The organism is Chakrabartyella piscis, assembly GCA_030067835.1.
In the GTDB taxonomy this organism is placed as follows: domain Bacteria; phylum Bacillota; class Clostridia; order Lachnospirales; family Anaerotignaceae; genus Chakrabartyella; species Chakrabartyella piscis.
The window spans coordinates 1,102,891-1,129,750 of the sequence record CP092441.1 but is presented as its reverse complement, the minus strand read 5'-3'; the positions used below and the strand labels follow the sequence as shown (position 1 = coordinate 1,129,750).

The window sequence follows — 26,860 nt, the reverse complement described above, 5'->3', positions numbered from 1 at the left end:
CCCTCCCCTACAGTTTATCGTACTGCTACTTACTGGCGAGTAATACTCGCCCCTACAGGTTATATTCATCATGTGATTCCACTGTCATTCAGAGGAATGCAATGACGAAGAATCTTATCTATTACGTACTGTTTCAATAAAGCTTTTGATTTTCATTTCATCTTTGCAACCATCTGTTTCCACGCCACCAGATACATCCACACCAAAGGATGCAAATTGCAACACTTCTGATACGTTTTCTGGGTTCAGTCCACCTGCAATGAAGTATGGTTTTGGGAAGTTTTTCATTTCTTTTAGAATGTTCCAATCAAAAACTTCACCTGTGCCACCAGCACCATTGTCCAATAGCAATAAGTCTACCTTAGAATCTTCCCAAGCCAAAATATCTTCTATGCTTTTGACACTGACTGCTTTCCAAAGTGGTGTATTTGGAATTTTTGCTTGCAATTCTGCTATGTATTCTGCTGTTTCTTTGCCATGAAGTTGCACCACTTGGATGATGTTTTCTTCCACCAAATCTACAATTTCTTCTATAGAATGGTTGACAAACACACCGACCGCTTGCATCTCTGGTAGCAATACAGTTTGCAATGATTGCGCCAATTCTTTTGTCACCTGACGTTTGCTTTTGGCAAATACAAAACCTATATAATCTGGTTTGTATTGGTTGACATAGGAAATATCTTCTGGTCGTTTCAATCCACAAATTTTCACTTTTGTCATTGATTTGCACCTCGCAATTCATCCAAAGCTTGTTTTTTATGATCTGCTCGCATCAAAGTTTCACCAATGAGCACTGCTTCAATGCCATTTGCTTCCAAAACTTCAATATCGTTTCTGGTTTTGATGCCACTTTCAGAAATGAAAATCACATCATCAGAAACCAAGTTTTTTAAATCAATGCTATTTTGCAAGTCCAAAGTAAATGTTTTCAAATTACGGTTATTGACACCAATGATTCTAGCACCACATTTTGCTGCACGCAACACTTCTTCTGCGTCATGTGCTTCAAAAATTGCAGATAAGCCTAAGTTGTTGGCAATTGAAAAGTATTCTGCCAGTTCATCATCAGCCAACATTGCACAAATCAGAAGCACTGCACTGGCACCCAAAACCCTTGCTTCGTATACCATATATGGATCTACAAAGAAGTCTTTTTTCAACACAGGTATGGAAACATTCTCTACAATCTCCTGTAGATATTCATTTTTTCCTAGGAAGTAAAAAGGTTCTGTCAAACAAGAAATTGCAGTTGCACCTGCCAGTTCATAGTCCTTTGCAATTTGCAAATATGGAAACTCTGGTGCAATCAACCCTTTGGATGGTGATGCTTTTTTCACTTCGCAAATGAAAGACATACCATCTTGTTTCAGTGCTTTTTCAAAGCAAAAATCACCCTTTGGCATTGCTTCTGCTTTTTCTTTCATTTCTAAAAAGGAAATCACTGCTTTTTGTTTTGCAATGCGTTCCTTTGTCTTTCCACCTATTTCATCTAATATATTGCGTTTTTGGTCTACAGCATCGCCATTTTCATTTCGCATCATTTAGACCTCCTCATTGGAGTATTTCACAAATTCTGCCAATTTTGCCAATGCAGCACCATTGTCGATGAGGTGTTCTGCCAAACGTACACCTTCTTCCAAAGTTTCTGCTTTGCCACCAATATATAAACCAGCACCTGCATTCAAGCAAACTGCTTCACGTCTACAATCTTTTTTACCACGCAAGATATCCATTGTGATTTCTGCATTTTCTGCTGGAGTACCACCTTCCAAAGCATCTTTTTCACAACGCCTGAACCCAAATTCTTCGGGTGTGATTTCATAGGAAGTGTAGTATCTGCCCTTGACCTCACAAACGGTAGTTGGTGCACTCATGGAGATTTCATCCAATTTATCTTGACCATAAACCACCATAGCACGTTCTACACCCAGTCTACAAAGCACCTTAGCCAAAGGTTCCACCAACGCTTCATCATACACACCCATAACTTGCATGGATGCACCTGCTGGATTGGATAATGGTCCCAAGATATTGAAAATGGTTCTAAATTGCAATTCTTTTCTGACTGCTGCAACGTATTTCATTGCCAAGTGATATTTTTGTGCAAACAAGAAGCAAATGCCAATTTTGTCCAACAATTCTTTGCTCTTTTCTGGTGAAATCATGATATTGACACCCAGTGCTTCCAAAACATCAGCAGCTCCAGATTTGCTAGATGCTGCACGATTGCCATGTTTTGCAACTGGTACACCACCAGCGGCAATGACCAATGAAGATGTGGTGGAAATATTGAAAGAGTTGGATTGATCGCCACCAGTGCCTACAATTTCCAAAACGTCCATATCGTGCAACAAACGGACACAATGTTCACGCATAGAAGCAGAAGATGCTGTGATTTCGTCTATGGTTTCACCTTTGATGGCAAGTGCTGTTACATATGCACTGATTTGTACATCTGTTGCACCACCTTCCATAATTTCATCCATAACCGCTTTTGCAGTATCATAATCTAAGTTTTCGTGTTGGCTGAGTTTGATGATTGCTTCTTTTAACATGATGAAATACCTCCCAAAAAGTTTTCAATGATTGTTTTGCCCTGTGGTGTCAGTACAGATTCTGGATGGAATTGCACACCATACACAGGATACTCTTTGTGTTCCACTGCCATAATATCGCCTGTTTCGGTTCTGGCTATGATACGCAAATCATCTGGCATTTTTTCTTCCACTGCTGAAAGAGAATGGTATCTTGCCACTTGCATATCTTCTTCCATATTTTGAAATAGTTTGCTATTTGTATCTAGTTTTGCAATGGATGTTTTTCCATGCATCAACTTGCTTGCATAGGATACTTCGCCACCATAGGCTTCACAAATTGCCTGATGACCCAAACAAACACCAAAGATTGGGAATTCTTTGCCCAATTCTTGAATACAAGAAATGCAAATACCCGCTCCCCTTGGATGTCCTGGCCCTGGTGATAAGAAAATTGCTTTTGGTGCCAATTCTCTGATTTCTTCTATTGTAATTTTATCATTACGCACCACTTGGATATTGGAATCGATGCCACCAATGAGTTGATACAAGTTATAAGAGAAACTGTCGTAATTATCAATGAGTAAAATCAAAATCAATTCCTCCTTCCGCTGTATACAATGCTTCTACAACTGCTTTAGCTTTGTTGATGCATTCTTGGTATTCGCTTTCTGGGTTACTATCTGCAACAATTCCAGCACCTGATCTGACAAATGCTTTGCCATTTTTTGCAAACACCAAACGAATTGCAATACATGTGTCCAAATTGCCACTGAAATCAATGTATCCCACAGCACCACCATAGATGCCACGTTTGTTGTTTTCCAATTCATTGATGATTTCTAGGGCTCTGAGTTTTGGTGCTCCTGATAAGGTTCCTGCTGGCAAAATGGAATCAATTGCATCTAGTGCATCTTTATCTTCTCTAATTTCACCTTTGACTGTGGAACCAATGTGCATCACATGTGAAAATCGTTCAATGGACATATATTTTTCTACTTCCACAGAACCAATGGTTGCAATTCTACCAATGTCATTTCTGCCCAAATCCACCAGCATATTGTGTTCTGCAATTTCCTTTTCATCAGCCAAAAGTTCTGCTTCCAATCTTGCATCTTCTTCTGGCGTTTCACCTCTTGGTCTTGTGCCTGCAAGTGGGAATGTATATAAAGTGCTATTTTCTAGTTTCACCAAAGTTTCTGGTGATGCACCTGCAACTTCCAAATTATCACTGGAGAAATAGAACATATATGGTGAAGGATTTGTGGTACGCAACACTCGGTATGTGTCCAACAAACTACCTTCCATATCCACTTCTAAACGATTGGATAACACCACTTGGAAGATATCTCCTTCATATATATAATCTTTTGCTTTTTGTACCATATTGCAATAGGCTTCTTTGTCAAAGAGCTGTCTGAAATCGCTTTTGAGCTTCAGTGGTGGATTCTTGGAAACTTCACCTTTTAGAAGGATATTTGCCATTTGCTCCAATGCCAATTGCCCTTTTTTGTAGTTTCTCTCCAAATCGTCTGTTTTGACATTCACCATCAAAATAATCTTTTGTTTGTAGTTGTCAAATGCTATGATTTTATCAAAAATCATCAAATCTGCATCTTGGAATCCTTCTTCATCCTTTGCATCCAAAACCAAAGATGGCTCTGCATATTTGATGTAATCATAGGAGAAGAAACCAACCAAACCACCAGAAAATGGAGGAAATTCTTCCAAAATAGGTGCTTTGTTTTCTGCTACAATACGCCTGAGAACCGTTGCTGGATGTTCTTGGATGACTTGTGTTGTGGCATCCGTTTTGATTTGCACACCACCATTTGTACAGGTGATTTCTGCTGTTGGATCAAATCCAATGAATGTATATCTACCCCATTGTTTGGAACGTTCTGCACTCTCAAACATAAAGGAATGTCTGCTGATGTTTTTCAATTTTTTCAGTGCCACAATGGGTGTCAATGTATCTGCATACAACTCCATTTTGATGGGCATACGTTGGTAATCTCCTGTTTGCAAAATCTCTTTTGCCAATTCCATAGATGGATTTATCATATGTACCTCCTCAATTCTTTCCAATAAAAAAATCCTCGACAACAAATATATTGTCAAGGACGAAATATCTTCCGTGGTACCACCTTGATTCATAGAACAATGTCCTATGCACTTAGGGAAGTTCAAACAAACCTCCGATGATTCACGCTCATCAAACGTCATAGAATACTCAATCAATTTACATCAATCTTTGACTATGCCCTCTGTGGTCCATTTCAGGCAATTCCGCATATCCCTGATTACAAGATTGTGATAGAGGGTTATGTGGTGTTGCCTTAATAATCTGCGTTTCATCTGTTCTCAGCTTTCCAGACTCTCTGTAGATGCACAACTATTTTTATCTCCACTTCATCGGTTTCAAGTGTTAAATTTTACTTATCATACCACCAGCAAACACATTTGTCAACCATATACACACACATTTAACAAAATAAATGGATATGTAGTTCATAACGGTGGCAGCAAGCCACACCCTACAGGATTGTCATTCAAAGAAGCATCGTGACGAAAAATCTTAGTTTATTCACCAAGGTATGCTTTTTTCACAGAATCATCGTTGATCAATTCTTTTGCATCACCAGAAAGTACAATATTTCCTGTTTCCAAAACATATGCTCGATCTGCAATGGAAAGTGCTTTTTTTGCATTTTGTTCCACCAAAAGCACTGTGGTTCCACTGGCACTGACTTCACGAATGATATCAAAAATTTCGTTTACATAAATAGGAGAAAGACCCATAGAAGGTTCATCCATCAAGATGATTTTTGGTTTGGACATAAGAGCACGTCCCATAGCAAGCATTTGTTGCTCACCACCAGAAAGTGTACCTGCTGCTTGGTTGCTACGTTCTTCCAAACGTGGGAATCTTTTGTATACCCTTTGCAAAGATTCTTCTATTTCTGCTTTATCGGTTCTGGTGTAAGCACCCATTTTCAAGTTATCCAAAACACTCAAACTTGCAAATACACGTCTACCTTCTGGTACATGTGCCATACCCATGGAAACAATTTGATGTGCTGGCACTTTTGTAACGTCTTTTCCTTCAAACATAACACTGCCTGATCTTGGAGAAAGCAAACCTGTTACTGTATGCAAAATTGTGGTTTTGCCAGCACCATTTGCACCAATCAGTGCAATGATTTCCCCTTCATTGACTTCAAAAGAGAGTCCTTTTAAGGCATGAATCATTCCATAATATACTTCCAAATCTTTGATTTCCAACATTGCCATAAGACACCCTCCTATTCTCCAAGATATGCTGTAATAACCTTTGGATCTTTCAAAACAGCACTGGTTTCTCCTTGTGCCAAGATTTGACCAAAGCTCAAAACAGTTAATTCTTCACAAATACCACCAACCAATTTCATATCATGTTCAATGAGCAAAATGGTCATATCAAATTCATCACGAATGAAACGAATGGTATCCATCAATTCTTTTGTTTCATTTGGATTCATACCAGCTGCTGGTTCATCCAAAAGCAATAGTTTTGGATTGGTTGCCAATGCTCTGGCAATTTCCAATTTTCTTTGTTTCCCATAAGGAAGGTTGCCTGCCAATGTTTCTGCATCTCCATCCAAATCAAATACTTTCAACAATTCCATTGCTTTTTGGTTCATTTCTTTTTCTACTTTTCTATATTTTGGCAAACGCAAAATGCCTGCCAATGTGGAATATTCCATTTGGTTGTGGAGTCCAACTTTTACATTATCCAAAACAGGTAGTTCATGGAACAAACGAATATTTTGGAAGGTTCTTGCAACACCTGTACGATTGATTTCGATTACAGATTTGCCTGTAATATCTTCACCATCCAACAAAACTCTACCTTGTGATGGTTTGTATACACCTGTCAAAAGGTTGAATGCTGTGGTTTTGCCAGCACCATTGGGTCCAATCAAGCCATACAATTGACCTTTTTCAATTTTCAAGTTGAATGCATCTACTGCACGCAAACCACCGAAAGAAATACCTAAGTTATTGATTTCCAAAAGTGCCATATCACACAACCTCCTTTGCATGTTTCTTTTTCTGTATCCAATTTTGCAAAGAATATCTTTCACGAAGCTCTTTGATTTTAGGGCTCCAAGTACAAATCATAGTTACAATCAATACAATTGCGTACATAAGCATACGATAATCATTGAGGGAACGCAAAAGCTCTGGAATCAATGTCAAAACCACTGCTGCAATGATGGAACCACGAATGTTACCAATACCACCCAAAACAACGAATACCAAAATCATAATGGACATGTTGTAACCAAAGTTTTTAGGCAAAGCGGTCAAAGTAGACAAGTTGTGTGCATATAAAGCACCTGCAACGCCCGCCAAAGCTGCTGAAATGGCAAATGCCAACAATTTATATTTTGTAATGTTGATCCCAACAGATTCTGCTGCAATACGATTGTCACGAATGGACATGATTGCACGTCCTGTTCTGGAATTCATCAAATTCAAAATGACAATCAAAGTAATGATAATCAAGATAACACCAATGACAAATGTGGAGTCTTTTGGTGTGCCTGTAATTCCACGTGGTCCTTTGATGAGTACCAAACCTGTTTCAGACAATCCCAAAGAAGTTACATCTTGCAAAGAAAAATGCACGCCAGCTTCATCAATACCCACATAAATCGCATTGATGACATTTTTTACAATTTCACCAAATGCCAAGGTTACAATTGCCAAATAATCACCTTTCAGACGCAAAACTGGAATCCCAACCAAGAAGCCAAACAAACCAGCCATAATTGCACCTAAGATAATTGCAAGTGAAAATCTCATCCAGCCAGTTGTAATCACATCTACTGTCAATTGAGAAAAAATGGAACTGGAGAATGCACCTACACACATAAAACCTGCGTGTCCAAGACTCAATTCACCCAAAATACCAACTGTCAAATTCAAAGAAATTGCCAAAATAACATAGGTACAAAGTGGTACCAAAAGCCCATTCATAAGACTTGTGATATTGCCTGTCATAACCATTGTTTGTACCACTGCAAAGGCTATGATGACCATTGCATAGGTAATCGCATTGTTTTTTGTTGTTTTGCTCATAGATTTTATCATATTCATCGCTGCCACCTTACACTTTCTCTTGGATTTGTTTTCCAAGTAATCCTGTAGGTTTCACAATCAACACCACAATCAACACACCAAATACAATGGCATCTGCCAATTGGGAAGATATGTATGCTTTACCCATAATTTCGATGATACCCAACAAAATGCCACCAATAAGTGCACCTGGAATGGAACCAATACCACCAAATACCGCTGCAACAAAGGCTTTGATACCAGGCATAGAACCTGTGTATGGAGTCAGTGCTGGATATGCAGAACAAAGCAAAACACCTGCAATTGCTGCCAAACCAGAACCAATTGCAAATGTGACTGTAATGGTACGATTGACATTGATCCCCATAAGTTGTGCTGCACCACTATCTTCCGAAACTGCAAGCATGGCACGTCCCATTTTGGAATGTTTCATAAAATAGCTCAAAGCCAAAACAATGATGATACAAGCTGCAATGGTTACAATGGTTTCCACAGAAACAACCACTTGACCGCCTGCAAATGTAATGGGATCTGCTTTGACTACAGATTGGAAAGATTTTGTGTCTGCACCAAAAATCAACAAAGCAACATTTTGTAAGAAATAGCTGACACCGATTGCTGTAATGAGAACTGCCAATTTTGGTGCTTGTCGCAAAGGTTTATATGCAATGCCTTCGATGACCACACCAAGAACAATACATACCACAATGGAAAGCAACACCGATACAACTGTTGGAAGTTCCATAGAATTGACTGATACAAATACCACATAGGAACCAACCATAATGACATCCCCATGTGCAAAGTTCAACATTTTCGCAATACCATAAACCATAGTATACCCAAGGGCAATGATCGCAAATACGCTACCCAAACTAATTCCATTGATTAAATACGATAAAAACTCCATTCACTCACCCCTTTTACCCATATACTGTTGACATATCTTTGAAAAAAACAAGGGCATTCATTGAATACCCCTGTTCGGTTCTACTCAAACCATTTTATCTTTATGTACTTTTATTTTGCTTTTGTATTTTATATTGACTTTTGTATTTTTAATTTCTTTTGCAATATATCATTTCATTGGAAGAATCCAGTCCCTCCAATGAAAGCGATATTCTTATTTTTATTGCATCAATACATATGCACCATCAACAATTTCAACTACTTTTGGATCTTTGTTGGGTTCGCCAGAAGCTTCCCATGTCATTGCAGGACCAGTCAAACCAGCAACTGTGATTTCTGTCATAACAGGTACCATCAAGTCACAGATTGTGGAGTAGTCCATGTCTGCTGTAACGCCTGCTGCTTCTGCTGCTGCTTTGATGATGTAGATTGCATCGTAACCATCAGCTGCATATTGGTTAGGAACTTCACCAACTTTGTCCATGTATTTTTCTACAAAGCTTACTGTCAAATCATCTGTTGCATCAGCAGCAAATGGTGTCAACAACATAAGTCCTTCTGCCAAGCTTGTGTCAAAACCTTCTACATTCAAGATACCATCCAAACCGTCACAACCGAAGAATCTTGCATCGTAACCTTGTTTCACTGCTTCTGCAAGAATCAAAGTTGCATCAGAGTAGTAAATTGGGATGTAAACCAATTCAGCGCCAGATGCTTTTGCTTTTTGGATTTGTACAGAGAAGTCTGTTCTACTTTCAGATGTAAACGCTTGTGTTTCTACGATATCTACACCATATTCAGCTGCACCAGCTGCAAAGGATTCATAAATACCACTGGAGTATACATCAGAGCTATCATAGATAACTGCTACTTTATCAGCAACACCGTTGTCTACAATGTATTGTGCAGATGCAGCACCTTGGTTTGGATCAGAGAAACAAACACGGAATGCATTGTCAGCAACGATACATTCAACAGCGGAAGCACATGGTGTCAACAAGAACATGTTGTCTGCTTCTGCTTCTGGAGCAACACCGATACAAGGATTGGATGTTACTGTACCCATCAATACTTGCATGCCCCAGTCTTTCAATGTGTTGTATGCGTTGATTGCTTTTTCAGCATCATGTTCATCATCTTGGTAGTTCATTTCTACCATCATACCGTTGATACCGCCAGCTGCGTTGATTTCTTCTACAGCGATTTCAGCACCTGCTTTAACAGAAGCACCTGCGATTGCAACAGCACCTGTTGTAGGTCCAATACCACCAATTTTAAATGTGCCACCTTCAGATGTTTCAGCACTAGCTGTACTATCAGATGTTGTTGCTTCTTCTGTTGCTGCGGAACCACCACAACCTGCCATGGAGAGAGCCATTGCAGCCACCATTGTCAAGCTCATCATTCTTTTCAAAAGATTTTTTTTCATAATTTTATTTCCTCCTCTTCTTCTGTTGAACCAATCGTTTTTCTTTGGTTTTACATATCATATCCCTGTGAAATATAAAAGTCAATGGATTTTGCCAAATTATACACTTTTCTGCATATTGCTTGATTTCTTTCAGTAATATGCATTTATTTTGATTTTATTGTGTTTTATACGAGGTCAAATGTGCATGCAAAAGAAACTTTTACCGCTTTTTTTACAAAATTAATGCAATCGAAACAAGAAAACGAGAAAATATACACAAATAAAATTCAAAATAACTGTATTTCGTTTTTTATTATTTTCCATGTATTTATTCTATCATTTGTGAATTTTGCACTATTTTTTATGTGTTTTTAACTATTTTATCACGTTATAGAGCCATTTTTGTTTTCACTTTTGTACATAATGACTTGATGACATTTTTATGTATGCATTGTAATTCTTCAGTAATCCTCAAAAAAAACGATAAATATTTTTATTTTATGCAAAACAAAAGGGATACACATATGCATATCCCTGAAAATAGTTATTTTTATATTGTTTTTTTCTTGCAAACACCTAAAATCAATGCTCCAATCACCACACCAACCAACAATGCAATGACATACTGGAATGGATTTCCCACCACAGGAAATACAAAAATACCACCATGTGGTGCCATAAGCGTACATCCAAACATCATAGACAAAGCACCTGCCACAGCAGAACCTATGATACAAGAAGGTAACACCCGAAGTGGGTCTGCTGATGCAAATGGAATTGCACCTTCTGTGATAAATGCCAAACCCATAATGAAATTGACTGGTCCTGATGCCCTTTCTTCTTTGGTGAATTTGTTTTGAAACAAAATGGTTGCCAAAGCGATTGCACATGGTGGCACCATGCCACCGACCATAACCGCTGCCATAATGTCATAATTTCCAGATGCAATGGAAGCTGTACCAAAGACATAAGCTGCTTTATTGAAGGGTCCACCCATGTCAATCGCCATCATACCACCCAAAATCAAACCAAGCACCATTTTACTGGTACCACTCATGGTCAAAAGTCCTTGGTTTAGCGCTGTGTTCAGTGCACCTATTGGCGTTTCCACAAGATACATCATCACCAATCCAACCGTCAAAATCCCAAACACAGGAAATAGAATCACTGGTGCAATTTTTTCTATGGTTTGTGGCAAATGATTTGTGATTTTTTGCAAGCCTAAAATCACATAACCCGATACAAAACCAATGAGCAAAGCACCCAAGAATCCTGATTGTCCATTTGCTGCCATCAAACCACCTACAAAGCCAAGTGCCAAAGCCGGTCTATCTCCAATGCTCATGGCAATGAAGCCTGCCAAAACAGGAAGCATAAACCCAAATGCAATGCCACCAATTTCTTTCAAAGTTGCTGCCACTGGTGTGATGCTACCCAAAGCACTACGTTCTATTTCTGTCAAAGCATTCAAATCCACAGACAAACCATCAATCAAGAAAGACAAAGCAATCAAAATACCGCCACCAACCACAAATGGCAACATGTGTGAAACTCCATTCATCAATTGCATATATACCTTGTGACCATTATTTTTTGTATGTTCTTCTTTGTTTGTATGTGTATTTTCCAATATGGGTGCATTGCCCAAAATGGCTTGTTCCACCAAATTTTCTGCTTTGCTGATGCCATCTGACACCTGACATTCTATGACTTTCTTACCACCAAAACGTTCCATTGGCACCTTGGTATCTGCTGCTACAATGATACAATCTGCATTTTGGATTTCTTCTACTGTCAAAACATTTTTGGCACCACTAGAACCTCTTGTTTCCACTTTGATGGTGCAATTCTTTGCTGTTGCTGCTTTTTGCAAAGCTTCTGCTGCCATATAGGTATGCGCAATTCCTGTTGGACATGCTGTGACTGCCAAAATATCGCAAATTACATCTTCATTTTTCTTTGGTGGTTCTTGGATTGCTTCTGGTTCTACTTCTGCTTCATCTATGATTGAAAGAAATTCCTGTTCTGTTTTTGCTGATTGCAATTGTTCCATAAATCCATCTTGCATCAGTAGTGTGGATAGCTTTTGCAACACTTCCAAATGTACATCACTTTTGCTTTCTGGTGCTGCAATCAAAAATAGTAAATGGACTGGTTCCCCATCCAAAGCATCAAAATCCACACCTTTTGGAATCACCATTGCTGCAAGTCCTGCTCTTTTCACAGATTTGCTTTTTCCATGGGGAATTGCAATGCCATCACCAATGCCTGTGGTACTCAAAAGTTCCCTTGCCAAAACACTTTGTCGATACCCCTGTAAATCCTTTACATTTCCACTCTTCTCCATCAAAGCCACAGCCTGATCAATTGCTTCTTCCTTTGTTTTTGGTGATGCACCCAAAGAAATGCTCTTTTGATCCAATAAGTCTGTAATTTTCATGTTATGCCTCCTAGAAATTGATTTGTTGCGTATTTATATGGTTCTATAGATGGCTTCTACCACTTCTTTGGTAGCCAGACCTTCAGAAAATGCTGTTGCACTGCCAGCAGAAACACCCATCTTAAATCCATGGAAATAGTCCTTTTCTTGCAACCAGCCAGTGACAAAACCTGCCACCATAGAATCGCCAGCGCCACCACCATAGACCAATGTGCCTTTTGGTGCTTCCATTTGGAACACTTCGCCTGTTTCTGCCAAGAACACAGCGCCTTCTCCTGCCATGGAAACCAATACATTTCTTGCTCCTAAATCTTGGATTTTCTTTGCATATGGCACCACAGATTTTCTTGTGGTCAGCTCCACACCAAACAATTCACCCAATTCATGATTATTGGGTTTGATGAGAAATGGTTGATATGGCAATGCGTATTCCAATAGTTTTTTGGTAGCATCCACCACAAATAGAACCCCTTTATCTTGCAATCGTTTCATGATTTCACCATAGAATACATCTGAAATGCCATTTGGAATGCTACCTGATAAAATCAAAATATCATCTTGTTGCAACAAATCCAATTTTACAAACAAAAGTTCTTGTTCTTCCTTTGTGACAATGGGTCCTTTTCCATTGATTTCTGTACCATCTATGTTTTTTAATTTCATGTTGATGCGTGTTGTGCCATTTGCCACAGAAACAAAGTCATTTTTTACCTTCAATGTTTGGATTTGACGCAAAAACTCCATTCCAGTGAAATCATCTGTCACAAAGCCCAAAGCAATGTTTGCAATGCCTAGATTTTGCAATACCATAGACACATTGATGCCTTTGCCACCTGCCACCATTTTTTCTGTTTGTGTGCGATTGGTTTTGCCCAATTGAAAGCCATCTACCGTTACAATATAATCCAAAGATGGATTACAAGTCATTGTATATATCATAAATCCTCCTCCAATTTCACCTTGCAGTCAGTTTGTCCTCGTTTGTAAAAAGTATACCATATTTGCATAAAAAAAGACGTAGAAATTAATCTACGCCTTTGGATATTTTATTGTTGAATCACATGTGTCATGGTACTTTGTGATTGAGAAGCAGAACCAAACAACACACCACGCTCCAAAGCACAATCCAAGAAATCTCGACCTATGCAAAAACGAACGTAATCATCACCCACCAAACGATTTCTAGTGGGATCCACTCCAATCCAAGTGCCATCTACATATACTTCTGTCCAAGCATGACTGGGTCCCTTTCCTAAAGGTAAACCATTGGCATATCTGGCTGGAATGCCTGCATGTCTTGCCATTGCAATGAACACATGTGAGAAATCTTGACAGACACCTGCCTTTTGGGTGAATGCTTCTATTGCAGTGGTCAATGTGGATGTGACACCTGCTTTGTATTTCATATACCAATAAATTGCATCTGCCAGTTGCATTGCTTTTGCCAAAGTGGTGCCACGCAAATGTACATTTTCCAAAAACTCTATCATATCCTCATTCATATGGGTATAGTGTGATGGATGTTTGTACATAGGGTGCAAATGCTCTGGTTCACGATCCAATTCTGAAACTTCTGCAATTCCAGAAACTTTATAGACAAATTCTGTATGCGGAAAGGGTATGCTACCCGATTCCATCCAGTTGCCAAAACCATCTTTTTGCAAGGTATATGGCACTTCTGGAAACAACTCAAACTTTGCTGAACGAATCCTTTGCCCTGGAAATGTAGCAGGCAATGAACGCAATAAAAAATAATGTTTTGAAATGGGTTCACTCAACTGCAATTTGGTTACACTTTCAAATTGTAAAATTTTCATGTATATATATCAAACTTGAAACAACGATTCCACCTTGCTAATCAGTTCAAATCGGTTCAAATTTTCCTCCTCACTGGATATAAATTCCGTGATGTATGCCAATTGTTCTGCATCGTGATCCAATCCAGATCGTTCCAAACGATGTAGCAGTTTTTTACATTCTTTACGAATTTCCAATTCTGTTGCATCGAAACGAATCATGGTTCCAAGACGTTCCACACTGGCACCACAACGAATGGTATTTCTTGTGGAAGTTTTTTCAACGAATTCTGCATAGCTACCACGAAATGCCATGATATCGTCCAAAACCCATTGCAATTCCACTGCACAAGATTTGCTTTTGGATGCCAACTCCAATGCAGAAACAGTCATTTGCAAATAACTCAAGGTCAAAGAGCCTAAAAGTTCACGCAAAACCATACCATTTCCAAGCATATCATCTGCTGCACAAATAATTGACCCTTGCAAACTGCGATCAAAGGGATATCTTTTACAAAAATCCTCTGGTGAGTCAAATATTGCAGCAATACCTATTTTACTACAAAATGCGTCAATGTCAATATCTTCTTCATCCAACATCATATCTTGCATTTTTGCAACAATACCAACACTTTGGTATACACGCTCAGCATATCTGCCAAGCCAGAACAAACGATTGTTTTTATTTAACGTGATAGCACCCATGTATCTTTAAACCCTCCTCCTTGAGATGAATTGACAATAAAACTATCTGGATTTCTGGAAAATCTGGTCAAACCACTAGGCCAAACCTTTGTTTCTGTTCCAGACAATACGAAAGCACGCAAATCTGCTTTACGTTCAATGGTGGTATCTCCTTCCAACAATGGCAAATCTTCAAAATCAATGACCTCTTGGGCAATGAATCTTCTAGGTTCTGCCAAAATGGTGGCTTTCAATTCTTCCAATTTCTCTGGTGACAATTCATTTCCAAAGAGTACACCATAACCACCTGCTTCTGCAACATCTTTGATAACCAATTTATCCATGTTTTCCAATACATATTTTTGGTCTGCTTCATAAAATGGCAAATATGTAGGCGCATTGGACAGAATTGGTTTTTCTTGCAAATAATACTCTATCATTTTTGGTACGAAATAGTAAATACCCTTATCATCAGCAACACCATTGCCTGGTGCGTTGAGAATTGCCACATTGCCTGCTCTATATGCAGACATCAAATTTGGAATGCCAATCAAGGATTCTTGCAAGAAACAAAGTGGATCCAAATATTCATCGCTGATTCTACGATATACGCTACCAACTTTCAAATTGCCTTCCAAAGAACGATAGTACAAGCAATTGTCTTCTACAAAAAGCTCTTGGGATTCTGCCAAAACAGAACCGCTTTTCTCTGCTAAGTAAGAATGTTCAAAATAAGCTGCATTGTATCTACCTGGTGTGAAAATGACATTGATACCACCTGTGTTGACAGCATCCATTGCACCTTTGAGCAAATCGCCATAATCTCTATTGTCTTTCACTTTATTGTTTTTGAAGGTATCCACAGAACATTTTCTGCACAAATCACGTGCAATGAGTGGATAAGATGCACCTGATGGTACACGCAAATTGTCTTCTAAAATATACCAAGTACCATTTTTACCTTTGACCAAATCGATACCTGAAATATGACTGAACACACCAAGTGGTGGTTTGATGCCTTCACATTGTGGCAAATATCCAGAAGAAAGATATACAAAATCTTCAGGAACAATACCATCTTTGATGATATTCTTTTCGCCATAAATATCACCCAAAAAAGCATTCAAAGCATCTACACGTTGTATGAGTCCTTTTTCCAATACACTCCATTCAGCAGCTGTAATGACACGTGGCAATGGATCAAATGGAAATAGACGTTCATGAAACTCATTGTTTTTATAAATCCCAAATTTAACACCATATCTGGCAAGTTGTTTGTTGATGGTTCCTACGTTTGCGACTAACCCCTTCATGATACTCCTCCTTTGTTATGAAAAAAGAAAAAAGGTCCACAAAAAGAGTACACCTCTTCTGCGCACCTTTGCACAAATTCTTCATATGATGTATTTAGTATAGAGATTTTTGTACTTCCTGTCAAGGACATATGACCATGTTTTCACCAAAAACAACAAATATAGGGGATTTCACAAGAGTATTGTAAAATCCAAACAAAACTTATCCAAAATTACAATAGTCTTTATTTTGCAACGAAAAACCATTAGAAATATCACTAGAAAAATAGGTTTTTTTGTTGGAATTTGAAGAATTTATGAAGTGTGTTGTGGAATTTGAATCCAGTCACTATATGTTAACGCCACCAAGTCGTGATGTCACCGGAAATTGTGCTGATTTTATGCAAATATTCTATGATACAAAAAGGGAGAAGCCTTTTTCAATATACGTGGTCTGTGGAAATAAAGGCAAACGGGCACACACATAGGTACGCCCCTACTGTAATCATCGCAAGTATATAGGAATACTTCTAGGCTTAGCAACACTTATCTTAAAAGAAAAAGGAGAAGCCTTAAGCTCCTCCCTTAAATATACATTATTTTGTTTCGTTATCATGACAATGACAACCACTGCCACAAGAACAGCTGGATTCTTCGCTGGAACAATGTCCAGAACAAGTACTACCAGCAGAGCAACCGATGCATTTTACGCCATTTCTCTTTGCTTTTACAATATATCCAATTGCTGAACCGACAACCAAAACAATGATTAAGCCAACTATAAAATCCATATAAATCACTCCTTAGGAAAGCCTTTTATTTTGCTGCTACTTTTCCGTTCAATGCATATTCATCTGCTTTTGCTTCGCCTTTTGCAATCAATCCGATTACAATTGCAACCATTGCAACTACAGCAATCAAACCACCGATGAAACCATCACCAACAGTGCCTGTTGTCATCAATGTACCAATTTGGTATACCAAGAATGCTACTGCATAACCTGTACCAAATTGCAATGCGATACCACCCCAAAGCCATTTTTTGCTTTGCATTTCAGAGTTCATAGCACCAATTGCTGCGAAACAAGGTGGTGTGAACAAGTTGAACATCAAATATGCAAGAGCTGCTACAGATGTCATACCCATGATACCAGCAACTTCTGTTGCACCTGCAACCAATTCCAATTCTTCTACGTCAATGAAGTTTGTGATGCTAAATACAACTGCAAGTGTACCAACCACGTTTTCTTTTGCGATGAAACCTGTGATTGCTGCTGCTGCCAATTGCCAAATACCGAAGCCCAAAGGAATGAACAACAAAGCAAATGGAGATGCAATGGAAGCCAAGATAGATGTGCTTTCCATACCTTCTTCTACCAATTGGAAGCTCCAATCGAAGCTTTGCATGATTTGAACCACTGCATTACAAACCAAGATAATTGTACCAGCTTTGATGATGAAGGCTTTTGCACGATCCATCATAGACAAGAATGCTACTTTAAGGCTTGGCATTTTGTATTCTGGAAGTTCCATAATGAAGAAAGATTTACGTACTTTTGTACCTGTGATTTTCAAAGTCAACAATGCACCCAAGATGATGAACAAGATACCTGCGAAGTACATCAATGTACCAACCCAAGAAGCATCAGAGAAGAATGCACCTGCAAACAAAGCAATTACAGGAAGTTTTGCACCACAAGGCATGAAAGGTGTCAACATTGCTGTTGTTCTTCTTTCTCTTTCATTTCTAATGGTACGAGAAGCCATAACCCCAGGAATTGCACAACCTGTACCAATTACCATAGGAATAATGGATTTACCAGAAAGACCTACTTTTTTGAAGAATCTGTCCATTACTACAGCTACACGAGCCATGTAACCACAGTCTTCCAACAAAGCGATCAAGAAATACATTACCATAACAAGTGGCAAGAAACCAACTACAGCACCAACACCACCGATGATACCATCTACAAGAAGAGATTGCATAAATGGAGATGCGTCTTCTACAGAACCTGCTACCATTTCCGCAAATCCTTCAATCCATCCAACCAAAACATCTGCAATCATTGGACCCAAATGTGCTTGGGAAATGGAGAACACTGCCCACATAACCACTGCAAAGATTGGAATACCCAACCATTTGTGTGCCAATACCGCATCCAATTTATCTTGTTTATTTTTTTCACTTGTCAAAACTTTTCTTGTTTCCACTTTAGAAACAATACCGTTTACAAAATCGAAACGTTTTCTATCTGCTGTGTTGACTGCTTCTTTACTATGCAAGTCAATGTTACCTTGTACAAAAGGTGCAAATTGTTCTTTGCCAACCACTTCTGCTACTTTTGCAACCAAAACATCCATACCTTTTGCAGAAATTGCAGATGTTTCTACCACCGGACAGCCCAATTCTTCTGCCAATTTTGCTGTATCAATTTTTGTTTCTTTTTTATCGTTGATGTCTGCTTTGTTCAAAGCAACAACCATAGGAACACCCAATTCCAACAATTGTGTTGTGAAGAACAAACTTCTGCTGAGGTTTGTTGCATCTACAATGTTGATGATTGCATCTGGTTTTTCTTGTTTTACATAAGAGCTTGTGATGCTTTCTTCAGATGTAAATGGAGACATGGAATATGCACCTGGCAAATCCACTGCCAACAATTCTTTGTCACTAGAAAGATTTTTCTTGATGAGTGCTTCTCTTTTGTCTACTGTAACACCTGCCCAGTTACCTGCATGTTCATTTTTGCCTGTCAACGCATTATATAGTGTAGTTTTACCACTATTTGGATTTCCTGCCAATGCAATTCTCATTTTGGTTTTCCCCCTAAAATAAATTAACTTTCATATGTACTGAAATAAGTTCTTTTGTTAGTAATCACTAACACCTATAGATAAAACAAACTGCTCAAAAAGCAGTCTATTTTTCTGTCTGTTATTACGCTTCTACTGCAATCGCATCTGCCAAATTCACATCAATATTGTATCTGCCATCACGAATAGAAACTACATAGCTTTCACTGACCATTGAAACAATTGTGATTTTCTCACCTGAATAACAGCCCAGTGTAAATAAAAAATCATTCAATTCTTCATCATCTGTTTGAATACCTGTTATGGTATATGTTGTGCCAATGGTGCCATTTGCCAATGTCATGTAACTACCTTCTTCCCAGTTAGTTCATCCTAAATAACTCTTTCTTGTATATTAGCACTCACTAACTGACTTGTCAATATGAGAATTGCAAATTTAAGATATTTTTATTAAATTTTTAAACCTAACACAAGATGGAATATTATAAAGCGGGTCGATGAGGGCATTGACCCCTACGTATCCTAATTAAGCCCACTTATCTTTTGGTCTTGAAATTCTTTTTCTGATTGTAATGTTACGCCTAGAAGAGCGGTCAGACACATAGGCCTGCCCCTACATTATCGTATTAAGTCCATTAATCTTGAGAAAAAATAAAAAAGACGATTTTCATAAGGAATCTTCCATTACAAAAACCGCCTTATATTTTATCGTTTATGGAGCAAGAACCCAATTTGCAACGCCTGTATATACATCATCCACCACCGGATTTACACTACCACTGATGCGATTGGTTAAAAACAATGCATCTTGTCTATAGGCAATGCTGATATAAGGCAATTCTTCTGCAATTTTCTTTTGCAAATCGCTATATGCCAAAAGGGTTGCACCTTCACCAACAGCTACATTGGCTTCTGCAATCAATGCTTCCATTTCCAAATCCACATATCCAATGTAATTGTATTGACCCTCTGTTCCAAAGAAATCATACAAATCCATTGCTGCTGACATTTCCCAACCACCTAGGAAAATATCAAATGTACCTGTTTCCACTCTTTTGGAATAGACATCAAATGGTTGTGCATCCAAAGTGACTGCAATGCCCAACAATTGCAATTCTTCCACCCATTTTTTTGCAATTTGCATTCTGGTTGCATTTTCTTCATTGACCAAAATAGAAATCTCCAATGGATTGCCTTCTGCATCTTCCAAGGTGCCATTGCCATCCAAATCAGACCAACCTAAGTTTTTCAAAAGTGTTGCTGCCATTTGCTTGTCATATGCGTAATTCATGGTGTTTTCTTCATACAACCAAGAAGTGGATGAAACAGGTGTATAGGCAATGTCTGCATATTGCAAATAGATACTTTCTTTGATATAGTCCCTTGGCAATGTATAGGCAAATACTTTACGCATATCCTTATCTTGGAACAAAACATTTCCAAATTGGAACCCTGCAAAATCGTATTTTCTCGTTGCATAGGAATGAATGTGAATGTCTTCATCCTTAGCATATCGACCAGTGCCAATGGCTTCCATCACCACAGCATCCAACATACCTTGGTCAAAAGCATAGACATCTGTTTTATTGCCATTTGTAATATTTACACTAATTTTGCTGATGTGAGCTGGTCCATCTGCATAATATGGGTTTGCCACCAATTCCATAGAACTTGCTGTTGTGTAGGACTCCATCATATAGGGACCACTGCCCATTGGTTTCATTTGAATGGCATCATCACCACTGACACTACCACCATAATAGGATTTGGAAATAATAGGAAATTGCAATGCCACAATATTTCCACTAAAGGATTCATGGAAATAAATATTGATGGAATTATTCCCTGTGACATTGTATCCTGAAACATAATCCAAAACAGAATGGTAGACGCTATTTTCACCAGTCAAAGCAATGGTATCCAAAGAATATGCCACATCATATGCTGTCAAAGAACTGCCATTTTCCCATACAATATCGGAACGCAAATCCAACGAAATATAAGTACCATCGCTGCTATGTGTCCAATTTGTGGCAATGCCTTCTACCACTTTTCCACTGGCATCCAATTGCACCAAAGGTTGGTAAATCAATCGCAATATACGATCCACAGATTCCTCTTCATTCCACAAAGGGTTCAAAGTGGTTGGTACCCCCATTGAAATATGGAATATATCATCTCCATCTGCAACCTGTATTGTTTTTTCTATTGCAACTGCTTCTTCCACCACTTCCAATTCTTCCAAAACCACTTCTTCTGTAGGCGCATTGCCACCACAAGCAGATGTGATTCCCATAGAAAGCATGAAAAGCAATCCAAGCAAAATCTTTTTTCTCATTTGAACCTCCACTTACCAAAACAACTCATATAGCTTTTGTATCACTTGTACTTTTTTCACATATTTATCTGTTTCTGGAAAGGGTATTGCATCCAACTGTGTCCCATTTTGGCTATATTCTTCTGAATCCAACCAAGATGCCACCTTACCATGACCAGCATTGTATCCTGCCAAAACCGTTGACAAATCATCACCAAAACGTTCAATCAACCAATGCAAATACCAAGAACCAATTGCAATATTGGTGTCTGGATCTGTCAAATCCACTGTGTCTGCATCCATGCCAACATAACCAGCAGCCCACCAACCCGTTTCTTCTGTCACTTGCATCAAACCAATGGCACCAGCAGAAGAAATGGCTTCTGGATTGAAACCGCTTTCACAAAAGATGACTGCATAGACCAAAGATTCTTCCAAATCATAGGCATCTGCATAATGCTCCACCTGTTCTTCATATGCAATTGGCAAATATTTCGGTAATATTTTTGGTAGAAACACATGCTGATACAACATATATATAACCATACAAAATGCTAGAAATTGCATGGCTTTTCCCATAAATCGAATCATTTAATATCCTCACTTATTTGAATTTTTGCAGCAACCCTTCTATTTGTTCCATAACGGATTCTACATTTCCCATATTGGGTATGATTTCTGTTGCAAAACTTGCATATTCTTCCCAAGTTTTTTGGTTTGCAATGCGTGCTTTAGCCATATCCAAAGAAATGGAATCTCGTTTCATAATACGTTCTACACGCACATCTTCTTCTGCAAATACAACCCAAATTCCATCACAAATGGAATCCAAGCCAGCTTCCACCAAAAGTGGTGCATCTATAATGATACATTTTGCTGTGTTTTCTGTTGTTGCATTTGCAATTTGCTCTTTGATCTCTTTTACAATATATGCATGGGTACACTGGTTTAGAAAAGCCAATTTTTCTGAATCTCCAAACACAATGCCACCTAGTTTTTTACGGAAAATTTCACCTGAGTCATCCAAAATATCCACACCAAAATAAGCAACCAATTCTGTGTATGCTGGTTTGCCTTTTTTGATGATTTCATGTGCAACACCATCTGCGTCAATGATGTATGCACCCTTTTCCTTTAATATAGTAGAAACAAAGCCTTTGCCACTGCCTGTTCCACCTGTCAAGCCAATGATTTTCATTTGGTTCTCCTTATGTTACGGGTTGATGTGGGCATCAACCCCTACAACATCATATTTCTATACTTATTTAGCTTCATACCAAGAGTTTCCTTTGTGTACATCCACATCCAATGGTACAGATAAGCTGGCTGCCATTTCCATATTTTCTTTTAAGATTTTGGATACTGCTACCACTTCATCCTTATGGGTTTCAATGAGCAACTCATCATGTACTTGCAAAATCAAACGAGAACGATAGCCACCAGCAATCAAAGCTTCACGCACTTTGACCATTGCAATTTTGATGATATCCGCTGCACTGCCTTGAATTGGCATATTCATTGCCACACGTTCACCAAAACTACGTTGGATGAAGTTGCTGCTTTGGAGTTCTGGCATATCACGTCTACGATTCCAAAGGGTTTTTGCATAGCCATTTTCCTTGGCATCTTGGACTGTTTGATCCAAATATTCTTTGATTTTTGGATATTTTGCAAAGTATGCTGCAATATAAGCTTCTGCTTCTTTTCTGGTGATTTCCAAATCTTGGCTCAAGCTAAAAGCACCAATTCCATAGACAATCCCAAAGTTGACTGCTTTTGCATTTCTTCTTTGCAAATCTGTCACTTCTTCAAATGGCACATGGAACACTTGTGATGCTGTCAATCTATGGATATCTTGGTTGTGATTGAAGGCATAGATGAGGGTTTCATCTCCTGCAATGTGTGCCAAAACACGCAACTCAATTTGAGAATAATCTGCATCCAAGAAACAATATTCATCGCTTTGTGGAATGAAGATTTTTCTAAGTTCACGACCCAATTCCATGCGTACAGGAATGTTTTGCAAGTTTGGTTCTGTAGAGCTGATTCTACCAGTTGCAGTTATGGTTTGATTGAAAGTGGAATAGATCTTTTCAGTTGTTTCATCCATCACAGTCAACAATCCATCTGCATATGTGCTTTTCAGTTTTGCAAGCTGTCTATACTCCAATATTTTTGCAACAATTGGATGTTCCAAACGGAGTTTTTCCAATACATCTGCTGCTGTGGAATATCCTGTTTTTGTTTTTTTACCACCTTTGAGTCCCAAGTTTTCAAACAACACAACACCCATTTGTTTTGGGGAATTGATGTTGAATTCTTCGCCTGCAAGATCATAAATTTGTGTGGTTAAGGTATTGATTTTGCCTTCTAGCATATCTTGATACACCATCAAAGCATTTTTATCAATTTTGATGCCATATGTTTCCATATCATTCAAAACATACACCAATGGCATTTCCATATCGTAGAACAATTCTTCTTGTTGGTTTGCTTTCAGTTTTTGTAAAATCACTTGTTTGCTTTCCAATAACACCCTTGCATTGGTCAACACAAATTGCATACGTTCTTCCACTGTCAAGGAATGCAATGTTACTTTTTTACGTCCTTTACCCAAAATTTCTTCTTCTGATGGAATTACTTCACCAAGAAAATCCCTAGCCAAATCATCATATGCATAAGAAGAGTTGGTTGGATTTAAAATATAGGCACCAATTGCTGTATCAAAAGCATCAAAAGTGACATTAACACCCAATTCACGCAACAATTTGAAATCTTTTTTGATGTCATGACCTACTTTTGAACTATCTTGATCCATCAAGAAATCCTTAGCCATTTCCAAAATATCTTCTGCTGTATTCATTGCAGATGCTTCTATCCATGTACCACCTGCTCCTCCTTGGTACAAAGCCAAACCACAGAACACACCGCCATCTACCACAAATATACAAGCAGTTTCTTCCTTTGGTAAGTTTGCAAACACATCTTTGGTTTCCAATGCCATTTGGATGTATGTTCCAGCCATTTGTGGTGTGGTTTTGGGTTCTTCCACTTCCAAAAATGCATCTGGAATGTCATCGTCTTCTGCCAAAACCCAACCTGATGTTTCAGATACACCACCCAAGGAAATTTGTTCTACTTCCACTTCTTCCAATTTGACATTTGCACCAAATCTTGTGAACATGCTTTTGAAATTCAAACGTTTCACCATTGCGTAGGATTCTGCATTGAACATCCCATCAATTTTCATGGTTTCTGGTACAAATTCCAATGGCATATCTCTAATGATGGTTGCCAAAAATTTGCTGAGTCTTGCTTGTTCTTGGAATTCTTGCAAGTTTTTGGATGCCATATTTGGTTTCACTTCATCTGCATGTGCAATTGCATTTTCAATGGTTTGGTATTGTTGAATGATTTTGGTTGCTGTTTTTTCACCAATTTTTGGCACACCTGGTATGTTATCAGATGCATCCCCCATAAGTGCTTTCACATCAATGAATTCTGTTGGTGTCACACCATATTTTGCAATGACATCTGCTGCGTAGTAATCTTCCACTTCTGTACGTCCACCTTTGGTTTTTGGAATACGCACACGTAAAGTTTCACTTGCAAGTTGCAACAAATCTCGGTCTCCTGATACCACAATTGGCTCGATTCCTGCTGCTTCTGCCTGTGCTGAAATGGTGCCAAGGATATCATCTGCTTCAAATCCTGCCATTTCCACAATACGAATGTTCATTTTGGTGAGCATTTCTTTGAGCAATGGCATTTGTTCTCTCAGTTCTTCTGGCATACCTTTTCTGGTGCCTTTGTATTCTTTGAAGGTATCGTGTCTGAAAGTTGGTCCTTTTAAGTCAAATGCAACTGCCAAATATTCTGGCTTGTCTTCATCCAAAAGTTTGAATAAAATATTCAAAAAACCATAGACCCCATTGGTATATTTACCTTCGCTATTGGTCAAAAGTGGTACCCCATAAAAGGCTCTATTGACAATACTATTTCCATCTACAATCATAATTTTTTCAGCCATATTGACCTCCTGTATTTCTTTTATCGAATCATTTCCATCTTTTTGACAGAAACGCAAACTTCTCCATATTGCATAAAGGCAATACCGTATAACCCTAATTGCAAAATTTACGAGTAGATTTTTTCGTCACAATTATCAAAAAACGCAGGCGATATCGGAAATATCGTTGAGTATTTTTGGTGATTCTGACGGGAAAATAAACCGTAAAGATTGTGATAGAGGGTTGTGCAGTGTTGCCTAACTTTATTATACACTATTTTACAGGAGTTTTGAGCGGTTTTCGTAAATTTTATGAAATTATTTCGTTTCTGGTGGATGAATTGCAATTTGTTGGGTTTAAAAAAGATAAGCTCCTTCGCTACGCTCAGGATGACAGGTGGTGAGGTTTGCTCATATGACAGGTGGAGTATTATTTTGAATGCCTTTCTTTTATAACAAAGTAATACAAGTCCACTCAACGCCAAAAAAATATATGAATATACACATTCCCTGTTTTTTTATTGTTTTTTTCATGACTTTTTTATATTTTTTTGTTATACTATCTATAATCTTAAAATTATGGAAAAGAAGGGTTATCTTATGACATTACAAGAAAAAATCAAAGTTGCAAACCTAACAAAAACAGAACGTACCATTGCCGATTTTGTTCTCGGTAATTTTCGTTCTTGTTGCTATATGACCTCTACTACCCTTGCAGAATCTTCTGGTGCAAGCCATTCTTCTGTTTTGCGTTTGGTAAAAGATTTGGACTTTTCTGGGTATTCTGATTTCCAGAACTTCATTCGTGACGAATACAATTCTTATTTGGATGACAAAAATGATACACACACCATGCCAGCTGTAAAATTAGCATCTAGTATGTCCGAACTGAGCAAAAGCTCCATCATTGAAACGGTTTCCGCTTCTGTACAAAGCAATATTCAGTCTGTCATTGCCAAAAATTCACACCAAACCTTTGATGCTGCCACAGATGCCATTATACGTTCCAAAGTAAAATATATCATTGGCTCTAGATCCTGTGCTTCCATCACTGCTTTTTTGACGGTTATTTTGAAGGATACTTTACCATTGGTGTTTGCAAAGCCTCATGTTGGTGGCAATACCTTTGATTTTTTATCTGACATCACCAGCAAAGATTGTTTGATTGTAACCAGTCATGCTCGTTATTCCAAGTTGAGTTTGTTGTCTGCTGAAATGGCATATCATGCTGGTGCCACCATCATTGTTTTGACAGATACACCAACAGCACCCATTGCAAAATATGCAACATTTTTATTCACCAATGATGCAAAAACATTGACTTTCTTCAATTCCCATGTGGCAACTTTGTTCACTGCTGAAATTTTGGCAACTTATATTTGTAAAAAAGTAGGTATGAAAAATAAAGAAAAATTGGAATTGATCAATCATTATACAACACAAATGGAATTGTATTGAACTTTTCTTTTATATGCACGCAACAAAAAAACGGATGAGGCGGGGTATTCCTTCATCCGTTTT

General features: G+C 38.3%; 23 protein-coding genes. 1 reads left to right on the top strand and 22 read right to left on the bottom strand.

Annotated elements, in window-relative coordinates; translation table 11 throughout:
* Positions 1-114 precede the first annotated feature (114 nt).
* The 22 genes from MJY40_RS04950 to polA form a co-directional block, all read right to left on the bottom strand.
* The gene (locus MJY40_RS04950; RefSeq protein WP_317855939.1) at positions 115-723 is read right to left on the bottom strand and encodes a phosphoribosylanthranilate isomerase; all 609 of its coding nucleotides are present in this window, start codon (positions 721-723) and stop codon (positions 115-117) included.
* Positions 720-1,544, bottom strand: a complete 825-nt coding sequence (trpC, locus tag MJY40_RS04945) for an indole-3-glycerol phosphate synthase TrpC (protein ID WP_317855938.1) — start codon at positions 1,542-1,544, stop codon at positions 720-722. Before trpC ends, MJY40_RS04950 begins: the two co-directional genes overlap by 4 nt.
* A complete protein-coding gene (gene trpD, locus MJY40_RS04940) occupies positions 1,545-2,558 on the bottom strand; it encodes an anthranilate phosphoribosyltransferase (protein WP_317855937.1) in 1,014 nt (337 codons plus the stop codon).
* Positions 2,552-3,130 carry an anthranilate synthase component II gene (locus tag MJY40_RS04935; protein WP_317855936.1) on the bottom strand — a complete coding sequence of 193 codons (579 nt, stop codon included), beginning with the start codon at positions 3,128-3,130 and terminating at the stop codon, positions 2,552-2,554. Before MJY40_RS04935 ends, trpD begins: the two co-directional genes overlap by 7 nt.
* Positions 3,114-4,601 carry an anthranilate synthase component I gene (gene trpE, locus MJY40_RS04930; RefSeq protein ID WP_317855935.1) on the bottom strand — a complete coding sequence of 496 codons (1,488 nt, stop codon included), beginning with the start codon at positions 4,599-4,601 and terminating at the stop codon, positions 3,114-3,116. Before trpE ends, MJY40_RS04935 begins: the two co-directional genes overlap by 17 nt.
* Positions 4,602-5,120: 519 nt before the next feature.
* Positions 5,121-5,831: an ABC transporter ATP-binding protein gene (locus tag MJY40_RS04925; protein ID WP_317855934.1), complete on the bottom strand. Its 711-nt coding sequence runs from the start codon at positions 5,829-5,831 to the stop codon at positions 5,121-5,123.
* Between the two features lie 11 nt (positions 5,832-5,842).
* Entirely contained in the window at positions 5,843-6,601 is a 759-nt protein-coding gene (locus tag MJY40_RS04920) for an ABC transporter ATP-binding protein (RefSeq protein WP_317855933.1), read from the bottom strand.
* Between the two features lies 1 nt (position 6,602).
* Positions 6,603-7,682, bottom strand: a complete 1,080-nt coding sequence (locus MJY40_RS04915; protein ID WP_317855932.1) for a branched-chain amino acid ABC transporter permease — start codon at positions 7,680-7,682, stop codon at positions 6,603-6,605.
* A 10-nt stretch (positions 7,683-7,692) separates the two neighbouring features.
* Positions 7,693-8,574, bottom strand: coding sequence for a branched-chain amino acid ABC transporter permease (locus MJY40_RS04910; protein WP_317855931.1), 882 nt, complete (start codon positions 8,572-8,574; stop codon positions 7,693-7,695).
* 219 nt (positions 8,575-8,793) lie between these two features.
* Entirely contained in the window at positions 8,794-10,002 is a 1,209-nt protein-coding gene (locus MJY40_RS04905) for an ABC transporter substrate-binding protein (protein WP_317855930.1), read from the bottom strand.
* Positions 10,003-10,534: 532 nt separating this feature from the next.
* Positions 10,535-12,424, bottom strand: a complete 1,890-nt coding sequence (locus tag MJY40_RS04900; RefSeq protein ID WP_317855929.1) for a PTS fructose transporter subunit IIABC — start codon at positions 12,422-12,424, stop codon at positions 10,535-10,537.
* Between the two features lie 33 nt (positions 12,425-12,457).
* On the bottom strand, positions 12,458-13,363 hold the full coding sequence (gene pfkB, locus MJY40_RS04895) for a 1-phosphofructokinase (RefSeq protein ID WP_317855928.1): 906 nt from the start codon (positions 13,361-13,363) through the stop codon (positions 12,458-12,460).
* Positions 13,364-13,470: 107 nt separating this feature from the next.
* Complete coding sequence (locus MJY40_RS04890; protein ID WP_317855927.1) at positions 13,471-14,241, bottom strand: transglutaminase family protein; 771 nt, start codon at positions 14,239-14,241, stop codon at positions 13,471-13,473.
* A gap of 9 nt (positions 14,242-14,250) precedes the next feature.
* Positions 14,251-14,925, bottom strand: coding sequence for an alpha-E domain-containing protein (locus tag MJY40_RS04885; protein ID WP_317855926.1), 675 nt, complete (start codon positions 14,923-14,925; stop codon positions 14,251-14,253).
* Positions 14,907-16,217 (bottom strand): circularly permuted type 2 ATP-grasp protein, encoded by a 1,311-nt coding sequence (locus tag MJY40_RS04880; RefSeq protein ID WP_317855925.1) that lies wholly within the window; start codon positions 16,215-16,217, stop codon positions 14,907-14,909. Before MJY40_RS04880 ends, MJY40_RS04885 begins: the two co-directional genes overlap by 19 nt.
* A gap of 575 nt (positions 16,218-16,792) precedes the next feature.
* Positions 16,793-16,987: a FeoB-associated Cys-rich membrane protein gene (locus MJY40_RS04875; RefSeq protein WP_317855924.1), complete on the bottom strand. Its 195-nt coding sequence runs from the start codon at positions 16,985-16,987 to the stop codon at positions 16,793-16,795.
* Between the two features lie 25 nt (positions 16,988-17,012).
* Positions 17,013-19,013: a ferrous iron transporter B gene (feoB, locus tag MJY40_RS04870; protein WP_317855923.1), complete on the bottom strand. Its 2,001-nt coding sequence runs from the start codon at positions 19,011-19,013 to the stop codon at positions 17,013-17,015.
* Between the two features lie 124 nt (positions 19,014-19,137).
* Positions 19,138-19,356 (bottom strand): FeoA domain-containing protein, encoded by a 219-nt coding sequence (locus tag MJY40_RS04865; protein ID WP_317855922.1) that lies wholly within the window; start codon positions 19,354-19,356, stop codon positions 19,138-19,140.
* A 369-nt stretch (positions 19,357-19,725) separates the two neighbouring features.
* Positions 19,726-21,351 (bottom strand): ABC transporter substrate-binding protein, encoded by a 1,626-nt coding sequence (locus tag MJY40_RS04860; RefSeq protein WP_317855921.1) that lies wholly within the window; start codon positions 21,349-21,351, stop codon positions 19,726-19,728.
* Positions 21,352-21,363: 12 nt separating this feature from the next.
* A complete protein-coding gene (locus MJY40_RS04855) occupies positions 21,364-21,921 on the bottom strand; it encodes a lytic transglycosylase domain-containing protein (protein WP_317855920.1) in 558 nt (185 codons plus the stop codon).
* A 13-nt stretch (positions 21,922-21,934) separates the two neighbouring features.
* The gene (gene coaE / locus MJY40_RS04850) at positions 21,935-22,528 is read right to left on the bottom strand and encodes a dephospho-CoA kinase (RefSeq protein ID WP_317855919.1); all 594 of its coding nucleotides are present in this window, start codon (positions 22,526-22,528) and stop codon (positions 21,935-21,937) included.
* Between the two features lie 63 nt (positions 22,529-22,591).
* Positions 22,592-25,360 (bottom strand): DNA polymerase I, encoded by a 2,769-nt coding sequence (polA, locus tag MJY40_RS04845; RefSeq protein ID WP_317855918.1) that lies wholly within the window; start codon positions 25,358-25,360, stop codon positions 22,592-22,594.
* A gap of 579 nt (positions 25,361-25,939) precedes the next feature.
* On the opposite strand from polA, the gene MJY40_RS04840 reads away from it, so the two are divergent.
* Positions 25,940-26,797, top strand: coding sequence for a MurR/RpiR family transcriptional regulator (locus MJY40_RS04840; RefSeq protein ID WP_317855917.1), 858 nt, complete (start codon positions 25,940-25,942; stop codon positions 26,795-26,797).
* Positions 26,798-26,860: the final 63 nt, after the last annotated feature.